Here is a 20,810-nt window from a genome sequence, read left to right as displayed (position 1 = left end):
ATATACTTCCTTTATCTAACGTTCGACAACGTTTCTGCCATTCCTGCTTCAGTTATCTGTTTTCTTTCCGTACATAATCCGGAGACGCTGCTTTTTTGTTTCTCCCATCGAATCGATGAATTTGCGCCGCCCTTTTCCGCGGACAGAGATATAATCGCCCGGCTGCAGGGAAAACGACGGCTTATCCACCGTCCTCCAGTTCACTTTCACTCTGCCTTTTTCGATAAAAGGAAGCACTTTACTGCGTGACAGCTGATACATTTCAGCAGTCATCACATCGATTCGTGTGGAAGAGACCGTCGTATGTATTTCCTCCCAATGTTCCTCAATCGGAAGCATGTCAGACAGCGGAATCTGTTCGGTTCTTACGGATGCCTTTCCGACCTGGGCGAGGTTCATCTCAATAAAAAGGGCGGTATCGGCCGAAGCCGCTACATGAAAGATGCCCTCCCCTTTTATGATATCCCCGTATTTTTCCCGTTTCAGTCCCAAACCTGTCAACGCCCCCAGAACATCAGGGTGGGAAAGCTGGACGAATTTTTCAGGATAGGAGATACGGAAGAGACAGATATCAAAATCCGTTTCCGAGATATCCTCATAAAACGGATACAGCAGCGCCCTTTTCCGTTCACAATTTTTCTGTCCTCCCCAAAAGGACAGGTTTACGACCTCATCTTTCCCGACGATCGAAGCGAGAATATCCTGTTCCCGGGGATCGAGAAATCCGGTCAGTTTCCGCTGATAGGTCGTTTCCACGGTATTCTTCCACTCGGCCGCCTTCTCTACAAAAGGATGTTCTTCCCGACGGAAGTGTTCCAGCATCGACATCGTCAGATGAACAGCGCCTCTACTCCGTATGTTGCGAAGTGAAGGGCGACAATCGCAACAATCGGAGAAATATCAATCATGCCGAGCGGAGGGATAAACCGGCGGAACGGTTCCAGGTAAGGTTCAACGATGGTGCCCAGTATCTGTCCGAACGAAGACTCCCTGGCATTCGGGAACCAGGACAGAAGGATATAGATAATGATGAGGTATGAATAGATCTGCATGCCCAATAACAGCAGATTTCCTATGGCTTGCATATAAGCATTCTCCTTTTTCGGTTACTGATCCGGCGGATATAAAATCTCTGAAATATCACCGGAAACATCGACATTGTCCGGCGTGCATAAAAAATTACTGGAGCCGATTTTCTGAATCTCCCCGCCTACAGCATAAACAGTGCCGCTTAAAAAATCAACGATTCTCCGCGCCTGCTGGGCATCCACCCGCTGCAGATTAATAATAACCGACTTCCGGTTTTTCACGTGGTCGGCAATTTCCTGTGCTTCCTCGTATTCGCGGGGCTCCATCAAAATGACTTTCGAGGACTGCTGCACACTCTGCAGACTGACAACATTGCCGCTCTTCTCTTCTTTTTCCGGCTCCCGGGATCCTTGATGAGCCGGGCGTTCGACTTCTTCTTCCAAAACGTCGTCTTCGAGCTCAAAAAAACGCTTGAATTTGGACTTGAAACTCATCGGTTCTCCTCCTTGATATACCGGCGTACTGTTTTATGAACGTCCTTCGCTCCCTACCAGGTTCGTGCCGATGCGTATAAACGTAGCTCCTTCTTCTACGGCAACCGGAAAATCATTCGACATTCCCATGGATAAGTGAAAACACGGGGCATGGGGTTCCTTTCGGTCCTTTACACTGTCGCGGAGTTCTCTGAGTTTCCGGAAAACGGGCCTGGTTTTTTCCGGATCTTCTTCAAACGGTGCCATCGTCATCAGACCTGCAACCTGAACAGAAGGATTACGTTTCAGCTCTGTGATAAAATCCTGCAGCTCGTCCGGTGCAATTCCCGCCTTGCTTTCTTCCCCGGATACATTAACCTGCACCATGCACGGAATAACCCTGTTCTCCGGGCTTCGTTTCTGAAATTCCCTTGCAAGAGAAAGCCTGTCCAAAGAATGAAAGTAATCGTATTTATCTACAATGTCTTTTACTTTTCTTGACTGGAGCGAACCAATGAAATGCAGGAAGGCATGTCCACGGCAGGCTTCCCACTTTTCGAGCGCCCCTTCCAGGCGGTTTTCCCCGATATGCTGAACACCTGCATCAACAGCTTCAAGTGCTCTTTCACTCGACACATATTTTGTCACGGCGATAATATGTACATCTGCGCGGTCTCTCGCCGAGCGTCTGCAGGCGGTCTCTATTTCCTGTTCGATCTGTGCCAGGTTTTCTCTTACATCCACGAGTCCAGGTTCTCCTTTCCGGAATCTTCTTCAATATTGTCCGATAAAAGCGATTGTCCGATAAAAGCGGCCATTCTGCCGGAAGCACTCCCATCTCTCCGGTGCGAAAAAAAATCGTCTTCTTCAAGATATGTGCAGCGGGAGCTCACAAATATATGTTCCGGCCGTACACCTGCCTGCTTCAACAGGAGACGGTTCATCTCCCTGATGTTCAGGAGGTACCGTCCGGCGGCAGAAGGGTTCCATGGGCCTGTTTCGCCGGGCGGAAGCACCTCCTGCATCATTTCAATCACGCGGTCGTCCACTTCGTATACCGGTTCAGATACAGCCGGTCCGATGACCGCATATATATCCTGCGGCGGTATATGCTCTTCTTCTACCCAGGCGGCCACCAATTTCCCGCCGATATCCAGGCTGGTTCCTCTCCACCCTGCATGTGCTGAACCGATACAACCGTGTCCGGGAGCAAAAAACAGCAGCGGGACACAGTCCGCATAAAAACTGACCAAAAGCAGTCCCTTGCTGCGGGTATATAACCCGTCATAGTTTCCTGCTGCGTTCTCTCTGTTCCACGCTCCCATGCCGCGGTGGGAATCTTCCACTTTCAGTATGTCCGCTTTGTGTACCTGTTCAGCAGCGACCCAGTCTTTCATCGCAAATCCGGAAGCTTCTGCTGTCCGGCGCCGGTTTTCGAGAACATTCTGCGGGTCATCTCCAACATGAAAAGCAGTATTCAACGATTCATACGGAGGGCGGCTGACACCTCCCGACCGGGATGTCATGCCGGCTGTTACGTCCTTCGGTAAAATCTCCGGTGTAATCCGCCAGTGAAGGTCATCATACCGGTATAACGGTTCCCTTTCCATCCGATCTCTTCCTTTTCTTTGAAGGATGTCGATTGCAGTACATATATTTTAACATATTTCCCTTGTTTGCAATAGAAAAGCTTCCTTTTCTCTGTTTATCTGCTCTTTATTCCGGATCAGGTTCATACAAATTGACAAGAATGACATCGGATCCAATTTTAACAATGTGTGTCCATGGTACAATAAAATCGTCTTCTTTATGAAAAAAGGCCATCATTTTGGCTGATCCTCCCACTACCACTGCTTCAATATGACCGGTTTCCACGTTGATATCCACATCTCCGACATGACCGAGACGTTTTCCGGTATGCATGTTGACAATATCTTTTGCCTGCAGTTCTGATATCCGCATCAAATTGGTCCCCTTTTTCTTCAAACTCGTTCCACCGCCCGTGCTGCATTTATGAAACATGCTGGTAAGCGCCGGCAGGGGTGAATGTAATTCATTCTATGCAGCTTCCCTCTCTTTCATATTCCATCCGACAAAAAAACCTTCGTCTTTTTTAAAGACGAAGGCAGAGGGCGTATCGTGATATGCGTTTATTACATACTCGAAAAACGGGTCATCTGGGATATAGCCGCCTTTTCCAGGCGTGATACCTGGGCCTGGGAAATCCCTATCTCATCAGCTACTTCCATCTGCGTTTTTCCCTGAAAAAAACGCATATCCAGAATCATTTTTTCACGGCCGTTCAACTGGATCATTGCCTCCTGGAGGGCCAGATGATCCGTCCACTTATGATCCTGTTCCTTATCATCGCTTATCTGGTCCATCACATAGATCGGATCACCGCCGTCATTATATATCGGTTCGAACAGCGACACCGGATCCTGAATAGCGTCCAGAGCAAATACTACGTCTTCTTTCGGCATATCCAGTTTGGACGCGATTTCCTGAACGGTTGGCTCTTTTTCACGGTCCTGTTCCTCCATCAACTTATCCCGCATCTGAAGCGCCTTGTACGCCGTATCACGCAGAGACCTTGATACTCGTATCGGGTTGTTGTCCCGCAGATAACGCCGCACTTCTCCAATGATCATCGGTACGGCATATGTCGAAAAACGAACGTTCTGGCTGAGGTCAAAATTGTCAATCGATTTCATCAGACCGATGCAGCCGACCTGAAACAGGTCATCCATATGTTCTCCGCGGTTATTGAAACGTTGAATAACACTTAATACGAGACGGAGATTGCCGTTCACCAACTCTTCCCGGGCCATCTCATCTCCTTCTTGCATGTTTTTAAATAACTCTCTCATTTCCTTGTTTTTAAGAACGGGAAGTTTCGATGTATCCACACCACATATTTCCACTTTGCTGCGTGCCAACGTTTTCCCCCCCAGGTCTGGATGTCAACATGAACCGCGGACGGTTTCATTGATTCATCTTGTCTGTTCATGTTCAGTATGTCCTGACGAGGGAAAAATATGCAGAGGGAAAAGAGAACGATACTTCATCCTGCCGTGTTCCAAGCAGGATGAGAGGCACGATACCGCTTCATACCATTTTATTAAATTCTTTGCGGAGCCTTTTGATGATTCTTTTTTCAAGCCTTGAAATGTAGGACTGTGAAATACCGAGCAGGTCTGCCACATCTTTCTGCGTTTTTTCCTGATTTCCGGCCAGGCCGAACCGCATTTCCATGATTTGCTTTTCCCGCGGGTTCAGAATTTCGAGAGACCGCCTCAGCAGCCTTCTGTCTACTTTTTCTTCAATTCCTTTTGTGATAATATTTTCATCTGTTCCAAGAATGTCCGACAAGAGCAGTTCATTGCCGTCCCAGTCGATATTGAGCGGTTCATCAAAAGAAATTTCCGAACGTAGTTTATTGGTACGGCGGAGGTGCATCAGTATTTCATTTTCAATACAGCGGGAAGCGTAGGTGGCCAATTTGATCTTTTTTTCCGGGTTAAACGTATTGACTGCTTTTATCAATCCTATCGTTCCAATACTGATCAAGTCTTCTATGTTGATTCCAGTATTTTCAAATTTTCTGGCGATGTAGACGACAAGGCGCAGATTTCTTTCAATTAAAACAGACCGGGCAGATTCATCGTCTTCCGGAAGTTTGCTGATAAAATATGCTTCATCTTCTTTTGACAAGGGGGGAGGCAGGGCTTCACTGCCCCCTATATAATAAAGGTCGTCCGGCTTCCAGCCGAATTTTTTCAATACTTTCATCCACAGCACAGTGATGGTTCCTTTCTGCAAGACGAATCCCTCCTGTCTTCAAAATTAAGCGCTTCGGGCGGGGGAAGATGCCGGCACCACTTCGGCCGGAACAATCATCTGAAAATCATCGGTGCCTGACAATGTGCAGGGATCCATTCCAACCAGAAGCGGCACCGCGGTTTCTTTGTTATCTTCCAGAAAAACAGCGTCCGGACGAAGAGCAAACATCCATCTCATGTTCTGTCCGGCTGTTTTATAAGGGATTATTTTCCACCTATGTTCCCACACACTGATGGTTTCCAGATCCGCGATTTTTTCGTTCTGTATCATTTCTTTCCATTTCCTGTACTCCTCTCCCGGTATATAAGAAGCAAACAGCTGCAATTCTGCAACCATTACCGGAGTACCGGACAACGGATCCTTCAACTGATTGCCGGTATCAACAAGAGCTGCCGCTTCCCACCGCCGTCCTTCTATCTCAATCGTAACGCTTGTTGTTTTTTCTACTTTAGTGCTCCGGGTATTCCCAATAGTCTGAAGCAATAAAATCGTTACAGCCGCAGGCAGAAGCGCCAGAAGAACAAACCAGTGGGAAAAAGACGCCTCCGGCACCCAGGAGGCATCTTGTCCGGCCGGATAGTAAAACATGATATGCAGTCCGGTCATGATCCCGGCAGTTAAAAAGCTGAGAATATAAAATACGAACAGCTGCTGCAGAAATAGAGTTAGAGAATGAAAGCCGAAAGCTGCCAATACAAGCACTACCGAAAGTACAAATGTCCCGCCGGGATGAAACAACCAGTCTTCCAGCGGGGTAAGAACGATAAAAACACTGCATGAGCCTGCCGCAGATACCGTCCATAACCTTCTTTTGGACAATGGTTTTCTTGTCCACCGCGATGTTCCCCAAAACAGCAGAAGATGAATAAAAATATTCATACCCCAAAGCAGGTCAAGGTAATAAACCAGCCTCCCCTCCTTTCCGTGGTGAATAGGAGAAGTACTGTTTATTATAAAGGCGGTGCCTTTCAAAGTCTGTCATTTTATGGCATGGTTTTCTACTTCTTTTCACTAATTTTGTCACGACTTCCATACGACCGGTGCTCATTACGCCATAAAAAAGACTCTCATGGTGAAAATCCACCATGAGAGTCTTTTTCCGGATATTTATTTTCTTCTGCGGCGGTTTCGTAAGAACGTCGGAATATCAAGGGTATCTTCATCTTCAGATGATTCTTTCCGCTGTTCAGCCGCTTCTTCGGCCGGTGCTTCCGGTTCCGCATTTGCACGCGGGGATTGCTGTGACACTTCCCTGCGCTGCTGACCACCCGTTTTGCGCTCTGCCTGCTGTTTCTGATCGTCGTTATTTTCAAATCCCGTCGCAATCACCGTAACGACGATTTCATCACTTAAGTTTTCGTTAATCACAGAACCAAAGATCATATTAACATCATGATCCGATGCCTCTGATACAATTTCTGCCGCTTCATGTACTTCAAACAGACTGAGGTTGGTTCCCCCTGTGATATTCATCAGAACACCTTGCGCGCCGTTCACAGATGTTTCAAGAAGCGGGCTTGATATGGATTTTTTAGCCGCTTCCGCCGCCCGGTTTTCGCCGGTGGCAATACCGATTCCCATCAGGGCGGAACCTTTTTCGCTCATGATCGTTTTTACGTCGGCAAAGTCAAGGTTGATCAGCCCGGGAACCGCAATCAAATCGGAAATGCCCTGTACACCCTGACGGAGAACATTGTCTGCCTCCCGGAACGCTTCTAGCATTGGTGTATTTTTGTCCACGATTTCAAGAAGCCGGTCATTCGGAATAACGATCAGGGTATCAACGTTATCTTTGAGTTCCGCAATGCCGTCAGAAGCCTGCGTCGACCGCTTTTTTCCTTCGAACATGAACGGACGCGTCACGACTCCAACCGTGAGAGCCCCTACTTCTCCTGCCACTTCGGCAATGACTGAAGCAGCTCCGGTACCGGTTCCGCCGCCCATGCCGGCTGTTATAAACACCATGTCCGCTCCCGTTAACGCTTCTTCGAGCTGCTCTTTGCTTTCTTCTGCCGCTTTTTTGCCGATTTCAGGGTTGGCTCCGGCGCCCAGTCCCCTCGTCAGCTTTCCGCCGAGCTGCAACTTGGTTTCCGCCTGGGAAAGCTGCAGAGCCTGCGCGTCTGTATTAACGGCGATGAATTCAACGCCCTGCAGTCCATTTTCTATCATGCGGTTGACAGCGTTGGAGCCGCCGCCCCCTACACCTATGACCTTAATCTGCGCCAGTGATTCCATATCCATTTCAAATTCCAACATTCAAGGTCCTCCTCATTCGTCAGATCTTTCGTGTAACCATACGCCCTGTTCAAAAGAATTTCCCTCCCGTCTGAAGATCGAAACGGGACAGCTTCCAGGCAGAGCTGTTATTCAAAAAACACTTTAAAGAAATTTTTCATTTTATTCTTCATGCCGGGATCGTCCTGGTTTTTCTCCCTGTTTTCAGGTTTTGACCGTTCCGGCGCGGGGGGCGCTTCCGCCTTCCCGGATGACAGAGAAGGGGATGGTTCACGGCCCTGAATTTTCACATTTTGATGAGCAAATTCTATTAATCCGATCCCGGTGGTATATAATGGCTCCCGCACTCCGATATAATCCGGAACGGCAGTCCGGACGCCAAGACGGAGTACATCCCTTGCCAGTTCCAGTGATCCCGGAATCATGACGGTGCCGCCGGTCAACACACATCCTCCCGGTAGATCGGAATAGCCGATCTTGTAAACTTCATCGTCCACCAATTCTAGTATCTCTTCGAGTCTTGGTTCAATAATATGGGCGATTTCATACTGGGAGTATTCTTCAGGCTGGTCACTGCCGATAGATACCGCTTCAAATGTCATTTCATCGGAAGCATCATCAATAAAAGCATGTCCATTCTCCCTCTTAATGCGTTCCGCTTCCTCAGATGTCGTGCGGAGACCGACGGATATATCATTGGTAATATGATCCCCACCTATATTAAGCACCGACATGGCCTGCATTTTTCCGTTCTGGAAAATGGAAACGGTTGAAGCTCCTCCACCGATATCAACGAGCGCAACTCCAAGGGCTTTTTCATCTTTGGAAACGGCTACTGATCCGGCTGCCAGGGGCTGCAGGCAGATATCAGCCACGTCAAGCCCTGCCTTTTCCACACACCGTAGTAAATTATGTAAAGCTGTCTTCGCTCCGGTTATAATGGTGCCTTCCATCTCCAGCCGGACGCCCAGCATTCCACGCGGGTCATTGATTCCATCCAGCCCGTCCACAATAAACTGATCAGGAATAACATCAATAATCTCCCGTTCCGGCGGGATGGAAAGAACCTGGGCTGCATCCATCACCCGTTCAATATCTTCATTTCTGATCTCGCGGTCGGAACTGGACACAGCTACAACGCCGCTGCATTTCTGCATATCAATATGATTGCCGTTCACTCCGACAACAACCTGCCGGATCTCCAGCCCCACCATTCTCTCTGCTTCCTGTACAGCGTTTCTGATAGACTGCACTGTTTCATCAATATCAACAATCGCGCCTTTTTTCAGTCCCGTGGACGGAGCATTTCCCACTCCTATGATTTTCAGGGAGCCGCCGGACATATCACCGACAATCACCCTTACTCCGGACGTACCGATATCAAGGCTGACGTACGTATCTTCGTTGTTCATGTACTGGCACCTCCTACTGCATATCTCTGCTATATCTGTTATATCTGTGTTTACCGCAATTCGTCTTTACTCCATCTTATCATGTGAAGGGCGTGTGCGTGTGCAAAATGGCAGAAAAATTATTTACGTTTTATTTTCAGTGCTGTTACACTTCAACAGGCAGAACGGAAAGTCCTGCCCGTTTTCAGGGATAATCATTTTCGTGAATGAAACAGAAAAAGAATGTCTCTTCGAATGACAGCGGTATTCTGAAAGATTCTTACTCCAAGAGCAAGTAAGGGGGCTAAATACAAGTCTACACCAAGCTGCCGGCCGAGAAAAGCCAATGTGAACGCAGCGGCAGCATTGAGAAGCAGCCCTGTAAGAAAAAGCGTGTTTGAAAATTCCCCCTTCAGACTCTCTTTTAATGCTCCCAAAAGTGCGTCCACCATCACAAGCAGCAGAAGAAGAACATAAATATGATAAGCCGGAGGAATCTGCACGCCTGAAAGCAGACCGATTAATATTCCTGTCAGCAGGCCGAGTACCGGAAGCCACATCAGTTATCTTCCTCCTGTACTTCCATGTACTGGACCCTGCGGACTTCGTCATATCCCGGAATGCGGAGATGATCCATCCGCTCTATTTCCAACGTCATATTTTCCAGCGAAAAATATTCTTTTGATTCAGAAACCCGTAATTCGTTATACATTTTATCGGCATCTTCAGCCAACACTTTTATATCCAAAGGAATTCCCGGTATTCTTCTTCCGTTGACATGAGTGACGCCATCGATGCTCCGGAAAGCTGTTGTTTCCAGAATGCGTTCCCCCTCAATGGAAACAGCGCCGCCACCGAATTGGTGCAGTTCATTAACGAGCCTCCGCAGAAGCACTGGACGTACTGATCGTTCTGCACTGCCTGAAGATGAAATGGTTATTTTTACGCCGCTTCCAGTTTTTTCCGTAAATCCTGCCTCCGATTTAAGGTCCTCTACAGCCTGCTGCATCGCATACTCCCTGCTATTCTTCTGTTCTGTATTGTATTGCTCGATCAGGGATTCGTTTTCCCTGATCCGTTCATAGAGCTCCCGTCTACGCTCCTGTTCTTCTTCCAGTGTCTGCTGTAACTGAAGAATATCGCTGCGTTCAGAGCTCCGTGTTGGAGATATCTGTTCTGCATTGGCTGCTGCAAAATAGCCGCAGAGCACCGTGACAAGGAGAACGGCTGTTTTTAACACAAACCGCAATTCATTCACTCCCCTCTCCTGCAGCCGGCATCGTGATACGGTCTTTTGACTGAATGCTGACCTGCACATTCTCGTTTACCAGCCGGTCCTGGACGCCTCCATTCATTTCCATGGCGGCTTCCAGCTGCTCAGAATCTCCGATAGCGTTTATAACGAAAGGAGCGGTGGAGGTGTAACTATCAATCGTAATGACAGGGCCCATGCATTGAATATATGTATCCTCTGTTATACGATACCCGTTAACAGAAACTGCTTCCGCGCCTGCCAGAACAAGCTCGTCCAGCACCTCTTGGATATGGCGTTCATGAACAAGGAACTGATTCGGGTTCTCTTTTTCAGGTACGTACTTATAATCATCGAGCACCACCGAAATACCAGGGCCTTTTACGGGAACATCTCCGGTCAGCATTCTCATTTTTTTCAGTTCTTCCACCAGATTAAAGGAGGACGATTCATCTTCAGCCAGGCTTTCTTCCATTTCCCTCACCTGCTTCTGCAGATTTCTCCATTCCCCGCTTAATTCTTTGTTTTTCTCCTGTTCCTGCAGGACTTCTTCCCGTAACCGGTCTTCTTTTTGATTGATAGCAGTCTGTTCCGTCTGTTCCCCGTCAGCCGCCGTCTGGTAGGTTATTGCCAGAAGAAAACCAACCATGAAAAGCAGTGCGGTGAGCCAGCGGATATTATTCCTCTTCAACGCTATCCTCCTCCCCTTCAGCTGTATCCGTTTCGGCTGCTTCAAAATAGGGACTCATTTTCATGTGGAGAATCCCGTCTGCACCGGCGTTGACTTCCCCTGCTACAGACGGGTATGCGGCCATATTGGAGGCAAAATTGTTTATCGTTGATACGACTTCTATTCCATCATTCATATAAAGTGTCAGCTGATTTTCGTCATGTTCAACCGGATCGTATATGACTTCCGAAATTCGGTTCATCACTCCCTCGCCAAGGCTGCTTAATTCAGCGGAAAAGGCTTCAAGCTTGTCCCTGCTTTCAAAATTCCGCAGTATCGGAGCATCAGAGGGGAGATCCTCATATGTTTTTTCCGAAAGAATTTCTCCGTTATTCAGAACCGGCACAAAAGAACCGCTGTTTTCCACATACGCCATACGCCTGTATTCCTGAACACGAATCGTAACACTGGAAGGAAAGGAACGTACTATCGACACATCTTCAATTTCCTGGTGATCCTGTACGGCCTTCTGTGCTTCAGATAGGTCGGCACTCCACATGCCTTCTCCGGTATGCAGGCCTGACTGTTCTGTAATGGCCTCTTCCGGAACATGAACGCTTCCTTCCACCTGGATACTGCGGATATGGCTTAACGGCGACTGAAAATAGACGACGAGCAGAATAAGAAGGAAAAACACAGAGAGGTACATGACAAGTCGACGGTTCGTGCGTTTTTTTCGTTGGGCTTTTAATGCCGGGATTTTTTCATCGGCGGGTACTACCTTTTTTTCCGTCACTTGTATGACCTCCTTTGTTACAGGCTGCTGCGGGTCACCATCTCCACTTCCGTCTCCATGGTTATACCGTATAAACGATAAACCGTCTCCTGAACATGGCGGATAACAGCTGTTACGTCCGACGCTTTGGCATGGTCCACGTTCACTATGAAATTCGCATGCTGCTCTGAAATCTGTGCCCCGCCATAACGGTATCCTTTTAATCCTGCCTTTTCAATTAACGCCCCTGCGTGTTCGGGGAGGGGATTACGAAAAACACTGCCCGCACATGGGTAATTCCAAGGCTGTGTCCTGCGCCGGTAATCTTTATGTTTCTTCATTTCCTCCACCACAACATCTTTGTTTCCTTCTTTCAATGCCAGTACTGCTTCACAGCATACTGCCTGTTCTTTCTGAAGCCTTGAGGTGCGGTAGGAAAATTCCAATTCTTCGTTTGTCAGCCAGACCAGGGTGCCATCCGGATAAAGAACGTGGGCTTTTACAACAATGTCGGACATATCCGACCCATGAGCACCCGCGTTCATAAAAACTGCTCCTCCGACCGTACCGGGAATGCCGCCGGCAAACTCGAGACCGGACCATCCTTTTTTGCTTAAAATGGTAGCCAGTTTTATAAATGAAAAACCGGCACCGGCACGTATATTCCCGCCTTCTTCTTCCATATACTCCATATTCTGACCTAGTTTAATAACGACTCCTTCAATGCCGGCGTCATCAACGAGCACATTCGACCCTCTACCGACCGCCCGCCAAGGCACATTCCAGTCCTGGATTATTGTCATGGCCTGCTTCAGTGCCTCTATACCGTCCGGTTCGATGAGAATATCCGCCGGTCCTCCGATTTTCCAGGTCGTATGTTTGGAAAGAGGTTCCTTTTCCGCCACTCTTCCAATGTCAGCCTTCTGCAGTTCACGGAGCAGCTGTTCCATTATCCTTTCCCTCCTTCTCATTCTGCGGCGGCTGCATCAAGTTCTGCATGATGCTCCATATATCCGCTGCTGCATCCGGGGCAGCCAGCGTTTTTGCTGCATTATGCATCGTTTCCCATTTCGTCTGATCAGAGAGAATGGCATCCGTATCCTGGATAAGCGCTGCTGCATCCCATTCATCTTCTCTGCGCACAATCGCTCCACCTGCTCGTTTCAGCGATTCCGCATTTTTTTCCTGATGATTATTTGTAACATATGGACTTGGTACCAAAATGGATGGAACACCAAGCGCTGTGATTTCGGCAAGCGTTGTCGCACCGGCTCTTGAAATTAATACGTCGGTAAAGGCAAGGACATCAGGCATATTGTGAATAAACGGCTGAATCACAACATTGTCCGGGCTTCCGGCTTTTTCCGCTTCTTCTGTTACTTTATCATAATGTACCGATCCGGTGATATACAAATACTGCCATTTCTTGTTCCCGGCTTCCGGAAGCGCCTCTATAAAAGCTTCATTGATCGGCCTTGCTCCACGACTTCCACCTACAATTACCACTGTTTTTTTATCTTTATCAAGACCAAGAGCAGGTAATGGATTGTCAGATATTTCCATCACCACTTCCGAGGCTCGCGGATTTCCGGTCCAGCATACTTTGGAAGCCGGAAAGTAAGCCGCGGAATCTTCAAACGACACCGCCACCTTGTCTACAAAACGGCTCAAAAATTTATTGGTAAGGCCCGGGATGCTGTTCTGTTCGTGGATAAGAGAAGGTATCCCAAGCTTTGAAGCTGCGAAAACAACCGGCCCGGCTACATAACCGCCTGTTCCGACGACAATATCGGCACCAAAGGATGTAAGCATCTGTCCGGCTTTTTTTGTGCCTCTCCAGAAACGCCATATCGTCCTAGCGTTTTTCCAGGTCAGCCTGCGTTGAAACCCGCTGATCGTGATAGTTTCAAACCGGATTCCGGCACGTGGCACGATATCACTTTCCAAGCCATGCTCCGTACCTATATATAAGCATTCACTGTCCGGATATTGACGTTTTATTTCCTTTATGAGAGCGAGAGCCGGATAAATGTGGCCGCCGGTCCCTCCTCCTGTCACAACAATTTTCATCATATCCTCCAATATCCCCGTTTAATAATAAGGGGTACGGTATTTTGTAATATTCAACAAAATGCCGGCTGCCGCCAATAACAGCGTGAGGGAAGACCCGCCGTAACTTAAAAAAGGCAGCGTGATGCCGGTGACCGGAAACAAGCCGGTTACAACGCCGACATTAATCAGCACCTGTATAAAAATCATGCCGCAGATACCTGAGGCAAGCAGCGCCCCGAACATGTCCGGCGCTGTCATCGCAGCTGCCAGACCTCTCCACAGCAGCACACCGAATAAAATAAGGACAAACCCGGCCCCGATAAAGCCGGTTTCTTCCGCCAAGATCGCAAAAATAAAATCTGTCTGCGGTTCCGGAAGATAATAATACTTCTGCCGGCTGCTGCCAAAACCGAGGCCGAATAATCCACCGGGACCTACAGCGTAAAGGGACTGGATAATCTGAAACCCTGTCCCGAGCGGGTCCGACCACGGATCCAGAAAAGATGTGATCCGCTGCAAACGATACGGGGCAGAAACTATCAGTGCTGTTAAACCGGCTGCGCCCGCCCCGGCCAATATGAAGAAGTGCCTGATTCTCGCTCCTGCAGCGAACAGCAGCACAAAACATGTCCCTGTCATGACAGCTCCCGTTCCTAGGTCCGGCTGCATCATAATCAGGCCGAAAGCTGCAAAGACCAGGACGAGTACCGGAAAAAGTCCTCTGCCGAAAGAGGTAATCCTATTCTGGTAACGTGAGAGATATCCAGCGAGAAAAATAATCATCCCAAGTTTCATAAACTCAGAGGGCTGGATCGAAAATGCCCCAGCCCCTATCCAGCTTCTCGCACCGCCGCGGACCATTCCAATACCCGGAATGAGAACGAGCACCAGCAGAATAAAACAAGTAAGTAAAAGAGCGGGCGACCAGCGCTGCCACAGCCTGTAATCAGTTCGGCTGAGCACGCCCATGGCGGCAAGACCCGCCCCCATGAAAAGTAGCTGACGTTTTAGAAAATAGTAGGGATCCTGACGGACAGATTCTCCCGTCGCAGCTCCCGCGCTGTAGACCATGAACAATCCTATGACCAGAAGACAGAATAAAGAACAGAGCAGTATTTTATCAACAGGCTGCATATCCTTTTTCACAACCGACACCTCTTTAAATGGAGAAATCTTCTGCCCTCCATTATATGCCGTCTGATATGGAACATGCCCTCCGGAAACACCTTTGTTATTCCGGTTTTTTCAGCGATTTTACCGCTCTTATGAAATGGTCGCCTCTTTCTTCAAATGTCTGAAATTGGTCCCAGCTTGCACAAGCCGGAGAGAGGAGGAATACATCTTTTTCATCGGAAAGCTTAAACCCTGTCTCCACGGCTTCTTCCAGCGTATCTGCAAGCTCCCACGACTCCATGCCGGCTTCCTTTGCCGCTTCCGCCAGCTTTTCCTTCGTTTCTCCATAAAACACGGCCGCCTTTGTCTTTTTAAGGGAAGGAACTAGCTCCTTAAAGGAATTTCCGCGGTCCAGTCCGCCCGCAAGCAGTATTACAGGGTTTTCAAAAGCCGCCACCGCTTTTTGGGCGGATAATATATTGGTGGATTTGGAATCATTGTACACACTTCGTTCGTGAATGTCCCCAACATACTGCAGCCGGTGTTCTACTCCTTCAAAATGCCGCAGCACATGCTGCACCGACGTCCGTTCCGCTCCGTTCAGCATGGCGCAGGCAATGGCTGCCAGCATATTCTCCTGATTATGGCGCCCGGGAAGGGAAGCCTCTGTCACAGGCAGTATTGGTTCATTCCGGAACCAGTAAAAACCGTTATGGATATAGGCTCCCTTTGTCGTCGTTCCATGAAGGGAAAAAGGAACAGCACTGGCTTGCGACTGCTCTGCGATCTCTGCCACAACAGGATCTTCGACATTGTAAACTGCTGCATCTTTGTCCTGCATATTGGCAAAGATTTTTGCTTTGGAACGTTCATAATCCTCCCTGCTGCCATGATAATCAAGATGTGCATCAAATATATTTAACAGGACAGCAGTATGGGGATGAAATTCTTCCGTGCCTTTCAACTGAAAGCTGGATACTTCCGTTACCATTACTTCGCCGCTCTGAACCATGGATGCCGTTTCGCAGGCAACCTGCCCGATATTACCGGCTGCATAAGATGTGATACCAGACGCGGACAGCATTTCATGTATCAAAGTCGTTGTAGTTGTTTTTCCGTTCGAACCAGTTACGGCAGCAATATTTCCAACGCATACCACACCGGCGAGTTCAATTTCTGTTACGACAGGAAGCCCTTTGTCAGCGGCTTTTTGAATAATCGGGGTATCGTAACGGATGCCGGGATTTTTTACTACATAGTCCACTTCTCCATCCAGAATATGTAAAGGATGACTTCCTGAAACAACAGAAATTCCCATGTTTTCCAATGTCTTTTTATCCTCTGTTCCGGACAGATCCTTTGCTTCATTAATTGTGACATCCGCGCCCAGTTCCTTTAAAAGACGGGCAGCAGCCATTCCGCTCTTGGCCAGCCCGATCACAAGTACTTTTTTTCCATCAAACCATTGTTTATCTCTCATATCCACACCTCAATGTATATGCCGGTAGCTGCACACACGGCAGCTGCTGCCCAGAACGTCACAACAACACGCCACTCCGACCATCCGGTCAATTCGAAATGATGGTGAAGGGGGCTCATCTTAAACATTCGTATCCCTTTCCATTTAAAGAAAATGACCTGGAGGATGACAGAAAGGGTTTCAATGACGAATACGAGCCCGATAATGACAAGCAGTAATTCAAGCTTGGTAATGATCGCCAGTGCGGCAAGTCCTCCGCCGAGTGCAAGCGATCCAGTGTCTCCCATAAAAACCTTGGCAGGATGGGCATTGAAAACGAGAAATCCGAGAACCGCCCCGGCTGTCGTTGCAGAAAATACGGCTGCGTCTGCCAGATCGGCGTGCCAGGCAAGCACGGCAAATGCTCCAAAGGCAACAGCCCCTGTACCTGCAAGCAATCCGTCGAGCCCGTCTGTCAGATTAACGGCATTGGAAGAACCGACAAGCATCACAACCACCAGAAGAAAATAAAACCAGCCGGCTTCTATAGACCAGGTTGTGCCGGGGACAGAGACAGTCGTGCTGAACGAGCCGTCATGTAACACAGAAAAAAATATGACCGCAATCAGGAGCTGACCTATGAGTTTCTGCCGCGAGGTCAATCCCAGATTTCGTTGTTTCGTTATTTTTATATAATCATCAATAAAACCGACCAGGCCGAACCCAATTGTCACAAGAAGCAGGAGAAACATGTCTGTTGTCCAGGAAAGTATGATTCCCTGGATGAGAATCGATGTGACGAAAATCGACATTAAGATCATGATTCCGCCCATCGTAGGAGTTCCCCCTTTTTTCATGTGGCTCTCCGGCCCTTCCGTCCTGATACTTTGACCGAACTTCAGTCGTTTCAGCAGAGGAATGGTGAGAGGGGAAAAAATCACAGTGAGCAGAAATGCCGCGATAAGTGCAGCGATAATAGCAGCAACCACAGTTACCTGCCCCCTTTCTTGTGCCATTTCTGTACGGCTTTTCCGGCTTCCAGCCTGTCGTCAAAATCAACGACGTTATCTCCGAGGACCTGATAGGTTTCATGTCCTTTACCGGCAATCAGTACAACATCGTCTTTACCGGCCCGGCTTACCGCCCATTCGATTGCTTCCCGGCGGTCTGGGATGATCGAGAACTGAGTATTGTCAGTGGTTCCGTCTGCCATCTGTTGTAATATAGCCTGCGGATCTTCCGAACGTGGATTATCGGAAGTGAATACAGCATGATCGGCATACGAAACGGCAATCCTTCCCATTTCCGGACGCTTCAGTGCATCACGGTCGCCCCCGCAGCCAATAATTACATAAATGTTTCCTTCAGCAATTTCAGCTGCCGTCTGCAGAACATTCTCGAGGCTGTCCGGCGTGTGGGCGTAATCAACAATAACGGCAAAAGACTGTCCGGCATCCACTGGTTCAAATCTTCCGGGCACCCCTTTTATCTCAGAGAGTGCTTCGGCGATAACTGCCGGTTCTATTCCTTCGGCGAGACAGGCGGCTGCCGCGGCTAATGCATTATAGACACTGAATCTGCCGGCAGTGGAAAGATGAACGTCTGCATCACCAAACGGCGTTGTCATCTGAAAGGATGTACCGCCTGGATTCATTGTTATATGTTCCCCCTGGACATCTGCCGTTTTTTGCATGCCGTAGGTGAGTACAGGCGCCGCGCTCATTCGTTTATAATCTGCAGAAGCTGGATCATCCGCGTTTAAGACCGCCGTCTGCCTTTCCCCATCATAAGTATTGCCAAGCTGGGAAAACAAGAGACCCTTGGCCTGTTTATAATTCTCCATCGACCCGTGATAATCGAGATGTTCCGGGGTCAGATTTGTAAAAACTGCTGTGTTGAAAGCACTTCCCCGAACGCGTCCAAGATCAAGCGCGTGGGAGGAAACTTCCATCATACAAGCTTCAACTCCTGCTTCTTTCATCTGGTGAAATGTCTCCTGAAGAACCAGCGATTCGGGGGTGGTGTTCTTGGTATCAGATACGTCATCACCTATTTTGGTATACATCGTACCAATCAGGCCTGTTTTCATACCAGCCTTCTGGAGGATATGTTCAATAAAATGGGTGGTGGTCGTCTTCCCATTTGTTCCGGTCACTCCGATTAAACGGAAAGATCTGGTCGGATGGCTGTAAAATACAGCCGCCAGTACGGCCATCGCCCGTTTGGCATCCGGTACGAGAATCTCGGGGATATCCAGTTGAAGATACTCTTCCGTTATCACAGCAGCAGCCCCCCGGTCGGCCGCTTCTTCAGCAAAATCGTGACCATCCACGGTATACCCTCGTATACAAAAAAACAATCCCCCCGGTTCTACGGCACGGGAGTCCATATGCAGTGAGTAAATGGCTGGGTTTCCTGTATGTTTCTGTTGTTTTACAAGGAGATGAGTTGTTAATTCGTCTAATCTTTTCATTATTGGATTCTCTCCTGCGGTGATATTCAAGCTCTGCCTGTCTGATTGGTGTATTCATACACTCCATCTATTTTAATCGGAAGCCGCCGATTTGTCATCCAGATAAAGCCGGATTACGTCGCCTTCTTTTATTTTCTCTCCAGGCTGCGGTGACTGCGCTGCCACTACTGTACCTTCTCCCTCTTTTTCAATCCGGAAAGGATAGTAGGCTTCATGGAGTTCTTTCAGAGATTTGCCGGTCACATCAGGCGTTTCAATGAGCACTTCGTCATCCCATTCTCTTTCCTTTTCGACCTGTTCCGCGCGTTTTTCCACTCCCATCGCAGATAAGCTGTCGGAGATGATTGTTCCGACGATGGGAGCTGCCACCACACCACCGAACTGGAGGGTGTCTTTGGGGTTGTCGATGGCCGTATAGACGACGATTTCGGGATCATCGGCTGGAGCGAAGCCGATAAAAGAAACAATATGATTGTTTTCCAGGTACTTTCCATTCACTGCTTTCTGAGCCGTGCCGGTTTTTCCCCCAATACGGTAGCCGTCTACAAACGCTCCCCGTCCGGTGCCTTTGGCCACGACATGTTCGAGAGCATTTCTAACTTCACTGGATGTTTCTTCGGAAATAACCTGGTCTTTGACTTTCGGTGACATGGAAGAAATAACTTTCCCGGAATCCGGATCCAGCCATTCTTTACCAATATAAGGACGATAAAGGTATCCCCCGTTTACCGCAGCTGCAACGGCTGTAACCTGCTGGATCGGTGTCACCGACACTCCCTGGCCGAACGCTGTAGTGGCCAGTTCAAGCGGGCCAACATTTTCCCGGTCGAATAATATACCGGTTCCTTCCCCCTGCAGGTCAATCCCGGTCTCTTTCCCGAAACCGAAGCCTTCAATGTAATCAAAAAGAGCGTCTTTTCCTATTCTTTCCCCAAGAGCTACAAACCCCGGGTTACAGGAATTCTGTACGACTTCCAGAAAGGTCTGTTCGCCGTGTCCCCCTTTTTTCCAGCAGTGCAGTTTCGTGCCGCTTACTTCAATATATCCTGGATCATGAAAATGATCGTTTTCGAGATCCACTTTATCCTCTTCCAATGCGGCTGCCAGCGTAATAATTTTAAAGGTGGAGCCAGGCTCATACTGAGACCATACCGGCTTATTCTGATTATAGATTTCTGCCGGGACATCCTGATACTCTTCCGGGTGAAAATCCGGACGACTGCTCATACCGAGAATTTCTCCAGAGTCCGGGTCCATCGCGATCGCCAGCGCACCATCAGGCTGATAGACAGCCTCCGCCTCATCGAGCTCTCTTTCGATAATTGACTGGATATCCGTATCAATGGTTAATGATAAATCCTTTCCCGGCTCCGGTTCCTCGTATTCATCTGCCATTCCTTCCAGTTTCCGGCCTTTGGCATCGGAAAAAAAAGAAACATATCCTGCTTCCCCGCTCAACTTTTCGTCATAATACTGCTCCAATCCGGTCAGTCCCTGATTGTCAATACCGGCAAACCCCAAAACGTGGGATAAATATGTTCCTTTGGGATAATAACGGCTGTTATCTTCTGCAATATAAATCCCTTCAATGTTCAGGTTCCGCACTTTTGACGCCTTCTCCATACTGATCTTTCGTCCTTCCGGGGATAAACGGACGAGCGACTGATTTTCTGTCAACTGGTCAAAGACTGTGTCTTCCGGAGCTTCAAGCACTTCTGCAAGACGGACTGCTGCTTCTTCAGGTTCTTCAATCTGCCTGGGGGCCGCCAATATGGACGGGGTGCTGATATTACCTGCCAGCACTTCACCGTCCCGATCCAGAATCCTTCCTCGTTCTGATTCAAACGGTACATTTCTGCTCCATGAATGTTCAGCCAGTTCGGTAAGATGCTCCCCCATCGAAAACTGGACAAAGGCCAGCCGGATAAGCAGAACAACGATTGCTGCCGATCCCGCCGCCAGGATAAAAAAGAGTCGTTTTCTTACCGTCACAAACGAAACGCGCATGTCCAATCCACCACCATAAGGTTCTGATATACAATATC

General features: G+C 48.4%; 22 protein-coding genes. All 22 read right to left on the bottom strand.

Annotation, left to right across the window (positions count from 1 at the left end; all coding sequences use genetic code 11):
• Positions 1–48: 48 nt before the first annotated feature.
• Entirely contained in the window at positions 49–828 is a 780-nt protein-coding gene (locus ACW9JV_RS08000) for a YlmH family RNA-binding protein (protein WP_457333075.1), read from the bottom strand.
• 2 nt (positions 829–830) lie between these two features.
• Complete coding sequence (locus tag ACW9JV_RS07995; RefSeq protein WP_457333073.1) at positions 831–1,085, bottom strand: YggT family protein; 255 nt, start codon at positions 1,083–1,085, stop codon at positions 831–833.
• 21 nt (positions 1,086–1,106) lie between these two features.
• Positions 1,107–1,523 carry a cell division protein SepF gene (locus tag ACW9JV_RS07990; RefSeq protein ID WP_457333071.1) on the bottom strand — a complete coding sequence of 139 codons (417 nt, stop codon included), beginning with the start codon at positions 1,521–1,523 and terminating at the stop codon, positions 1,107–1,109.
• Positions 1,524–1,556: 33 nt separating this feature from the next.
• Complete coding sequence (locus ACW9JV_RS07985) at positions 1,557–2,246, bottom strand: YggS family pyridoxal phosphate-dependent enzyme (protein WP_457333069.1); 690 nt, start codon at positions 2,244–2,246, stop codon at positions 1,557–1,559.
• Positions 2,237–3,112, bottom strand: coding sequence for a peptidoglycan editing factor PgeF (gene pgeF, locus ACW9JV_RS07980; RefSeq protein WP_457333066.1), 876 nt, complete (start codon positions 3,110–3,112; stop codon positions 2,237–2,239). The genes ACW9JV_RS07985 and pgeF overlap by 10 nt, the downstream gene beginning before the upstream one ends.
• A 106-nt stretch (positions 3,113–3,218) precedes the next feature.
• A complete protein-coding gene (locus tag ACW9JV_RS07975) occupies positions 3,219–3,467 on the bottom strand; it encodes a YlmC/YmxH family sporulation protein (protein WP_457334656.1) in 249 nt (82 codons plus the stop codon).
• Between the two features lie 188 nt (positions 3,468–3,655).
• On the bottom strand, positions 3,656–4,441 hold the full coding sequence (gene sigG, locus ACW9JV_RS07970; protein WP_457333064.1) for an RNA polymerase sporulation sigma factor SigG: 786 nt from the start codon (positions 4,439–4,441) through the stop codon (positions 3,656–3,658).
• A gap of 169 nt (positions 4,442–4,610) precedes the next feature.
• Complete coding sequence (gene sigE, locus ACW9JV_RS07965) at positions 4,611–5,324, bottom strand: RNA polymerase sporulation sigma factor SigE (protein WP_457333062.1); 714 nt, start codon at positions 5,322–5,324, stop codon at positions 4,611–4,613.
• Positions 5,325–5,348: 24 nt separating this feature from the next.
• Entirely contained in the window at positions 5,349–6,317 is a 969-nt protein-coding gene (locus ACW9JV_RS07960) for a sigma-E processing peptidase SpoIIGA (protein ID WP_457333060.1), read from the bottom strand.
• A 135-nt stretch (positions 6,318–6,452) separates the two neighbouring features.
• Positions 6,453–7,601 (bottom strand): cell division protein FtsZ, encoded by a 1,149-nt coding sequence (ftsZ, locus tag ACW9JV_RS07955; RefSeq protein ID WP_457333058.1) that lies wholly within the window; start codon positions 7,599–7,601, stop codon positions 6,453–6,455.
• A 107-nt stretch (positions 7,602–7,708) separates the two neighbouring features.
• Positions 7,709–8,992 (bottom strand): cell division protein FtsA, encoded by a 1,284-nt coding sequence (gene ftsA / locus ACW9JV_RS07950; protein WP_457333056.1) that lies wholly within the window; start codon positions 8,990–8,992, stop codon positions 7,709–7,711.
• 194 nt (positions 8,993–9,186) lie between these two features.
• On the bottom strand, positions 9,187–9,531 hold the full coding sequence (locus ACW9JV_RS07945) for a DUF1290 domain-containing protein (protein ID WP_457333054.1): 345 nt from the start codon (positions 9,529–9,531) through the stop codon (positions 9,187–9,189).
• The gene (locus tag ACW9JV_RS07940; protein WP_457333052.1) at positions 9,531–10,229 is read right to left on the bottom strand and encodes a DUF881 domain-containing protein; all 699 of its coding nucleotides are present in this window, start codon (positions 10,227–10,229) and stop codon (positions 9,531–9,533) included. The genes ACW9JV_RS07945 and ACW9JV_RS07940 overlap by 1 nt, the downstream gene beginning before the upstream one ends.
• Positions 10,222–10,914 carry a DUF881 domain-containing protein gene (locus ACW9JV_RS07935; RefSeq protein ID WP_457333050.1) on the bottom strand — a complete coding sequence of 231 codons (693 nt, stop codon included), beginning with the start codon at positions 10,912–10,914 and terminating at the stop codon, positions 10,222–10,224. The genes ACW9JV_RS07940 and ACW9JV_RS07935 overlap by 8 nt, the downstream gene beginning before the upstream one ends.
• Positions 10,901–11,689, bottom strand: a complete 789-nt coding sequence (locus tag ACW9JV_RS07930) for a cell division protein FtsQ/DivIB (RefSeq protein ID WP_457333048.1) — start codon at positions 11,687–11,689, stop codon at positions 10,901–10,903. The genes ACW9JV_RS07935 and ACW9JV_RS07930 overlap by 14 nt, the downstream gene beginning before the upstream one ends.
• Before the next feature lie 17 nt (positions 11,690–11,706).
• A complete protein-coding gene (murB, locus tag ACW9JV_RS07925; RefSeq protein WP_457333046.1) occupies positions 11,707–12,618 on the bottom strand; it encodes a UDP-N-acetylmuramate dehydrogenase in 912 nt (303 codons plus the stop codon).
• Entirely contained in the window at positions 12,599–13,738 is a 1,140-nt protein-coding gene (gene murG / locus ACW9JV_RS07920; RefSeq protein ID WP_457334654.1) for an undecaprenyldiphospho-muramoylpentapeptide beta-N-acetylglucosaminyltransferase, read from the bottom strand. Before murG ends, murB begins: the two co-directional genes overlap by 20 nt.
• 21 nt (positions 13,739–13,759) lie before the next feature.
• The gene (gene spoVE / locus ACW9JV_RS07915) at positions 13,760–14,854 is read right to left on the bottom strand and encodes a stage V sporulation protein E (protein ID WP_457334652.1); all 1,095 of its coding nucleotides are present in this window, start codon (positions 14,852–14,854) and stop codon (positions 13,760–13,762) included.
• Positions 14,855–14,951: 97 nt separating this feature from the next.
• The gene (gene murD / locus ACW9JV_RS07910) at positions 14,952–16,313 is read right to left on the bottom strand and encodes a UDP-N-acetylmuramoyl-L-alanine--D-glutamate ligase (RefSeq protein ID WP_457333044.1); all 1,362 of its coding nucleotides are present in this window, start codon (positions 16,311–16,313) and stop codon (positions 14,952–14,954) included.
• The gene (gene mraY / locus ACW9JV_RS07905) at positions 16,310–17,308 is read right to left on the bottom strand and encodes a phospho-N-acetylmuramoyl-pentapeptide-transferase (RefSeq protein ID WP_457333042.1); all 999 of its coding nucleotides are present in this window, start codon (positions 17,306–17,308) and stop codon (positions 16,310–16,312) included. The genes murD and mraY overlap by 4 nt, the downstream gene beginning before the upstream one ends.
• Positions 17,284–18,765, bottom strand: a complete 1,482-nt coding sequence (locus ACW9JV_RS07900; protein ID WP_457333040.1) for a UDP-N-acetylmuramoyl-L-alanyl-D-glutamate--2,6-diaminopimelate ligase — start codon at positions 18,763–18,765, stop codon at positions 17,284–17,286. The genes mraY and ACW9JV_RS07900 overlap by 25 nt, the downstream gene beginning before the upstream one ends.
• Before the next feature lie 72 nt (positions 18,766–18,837).
• Positions 18,838–20,772: a stage V sporulation protein D gene (locus ACW9JV_RS07895; protein WP_457333038.1), complete on the bottom strand. Its 1,935-nt coding sequence runs from the start codon at positions 20,770–20,772 to the stop codon at positions 18,838–18,840.
• Between the last annotated feature and the right edge of the window lie 38 nt (positions 20,773–20,810).

This window comes from Salibacterium sp. K-3, assembly GCF_054052005.1.
Note: the sequence above shows the minus strand (reverse complement) of the source record. Positions and strands in the feature narration are given on the sequence as shown.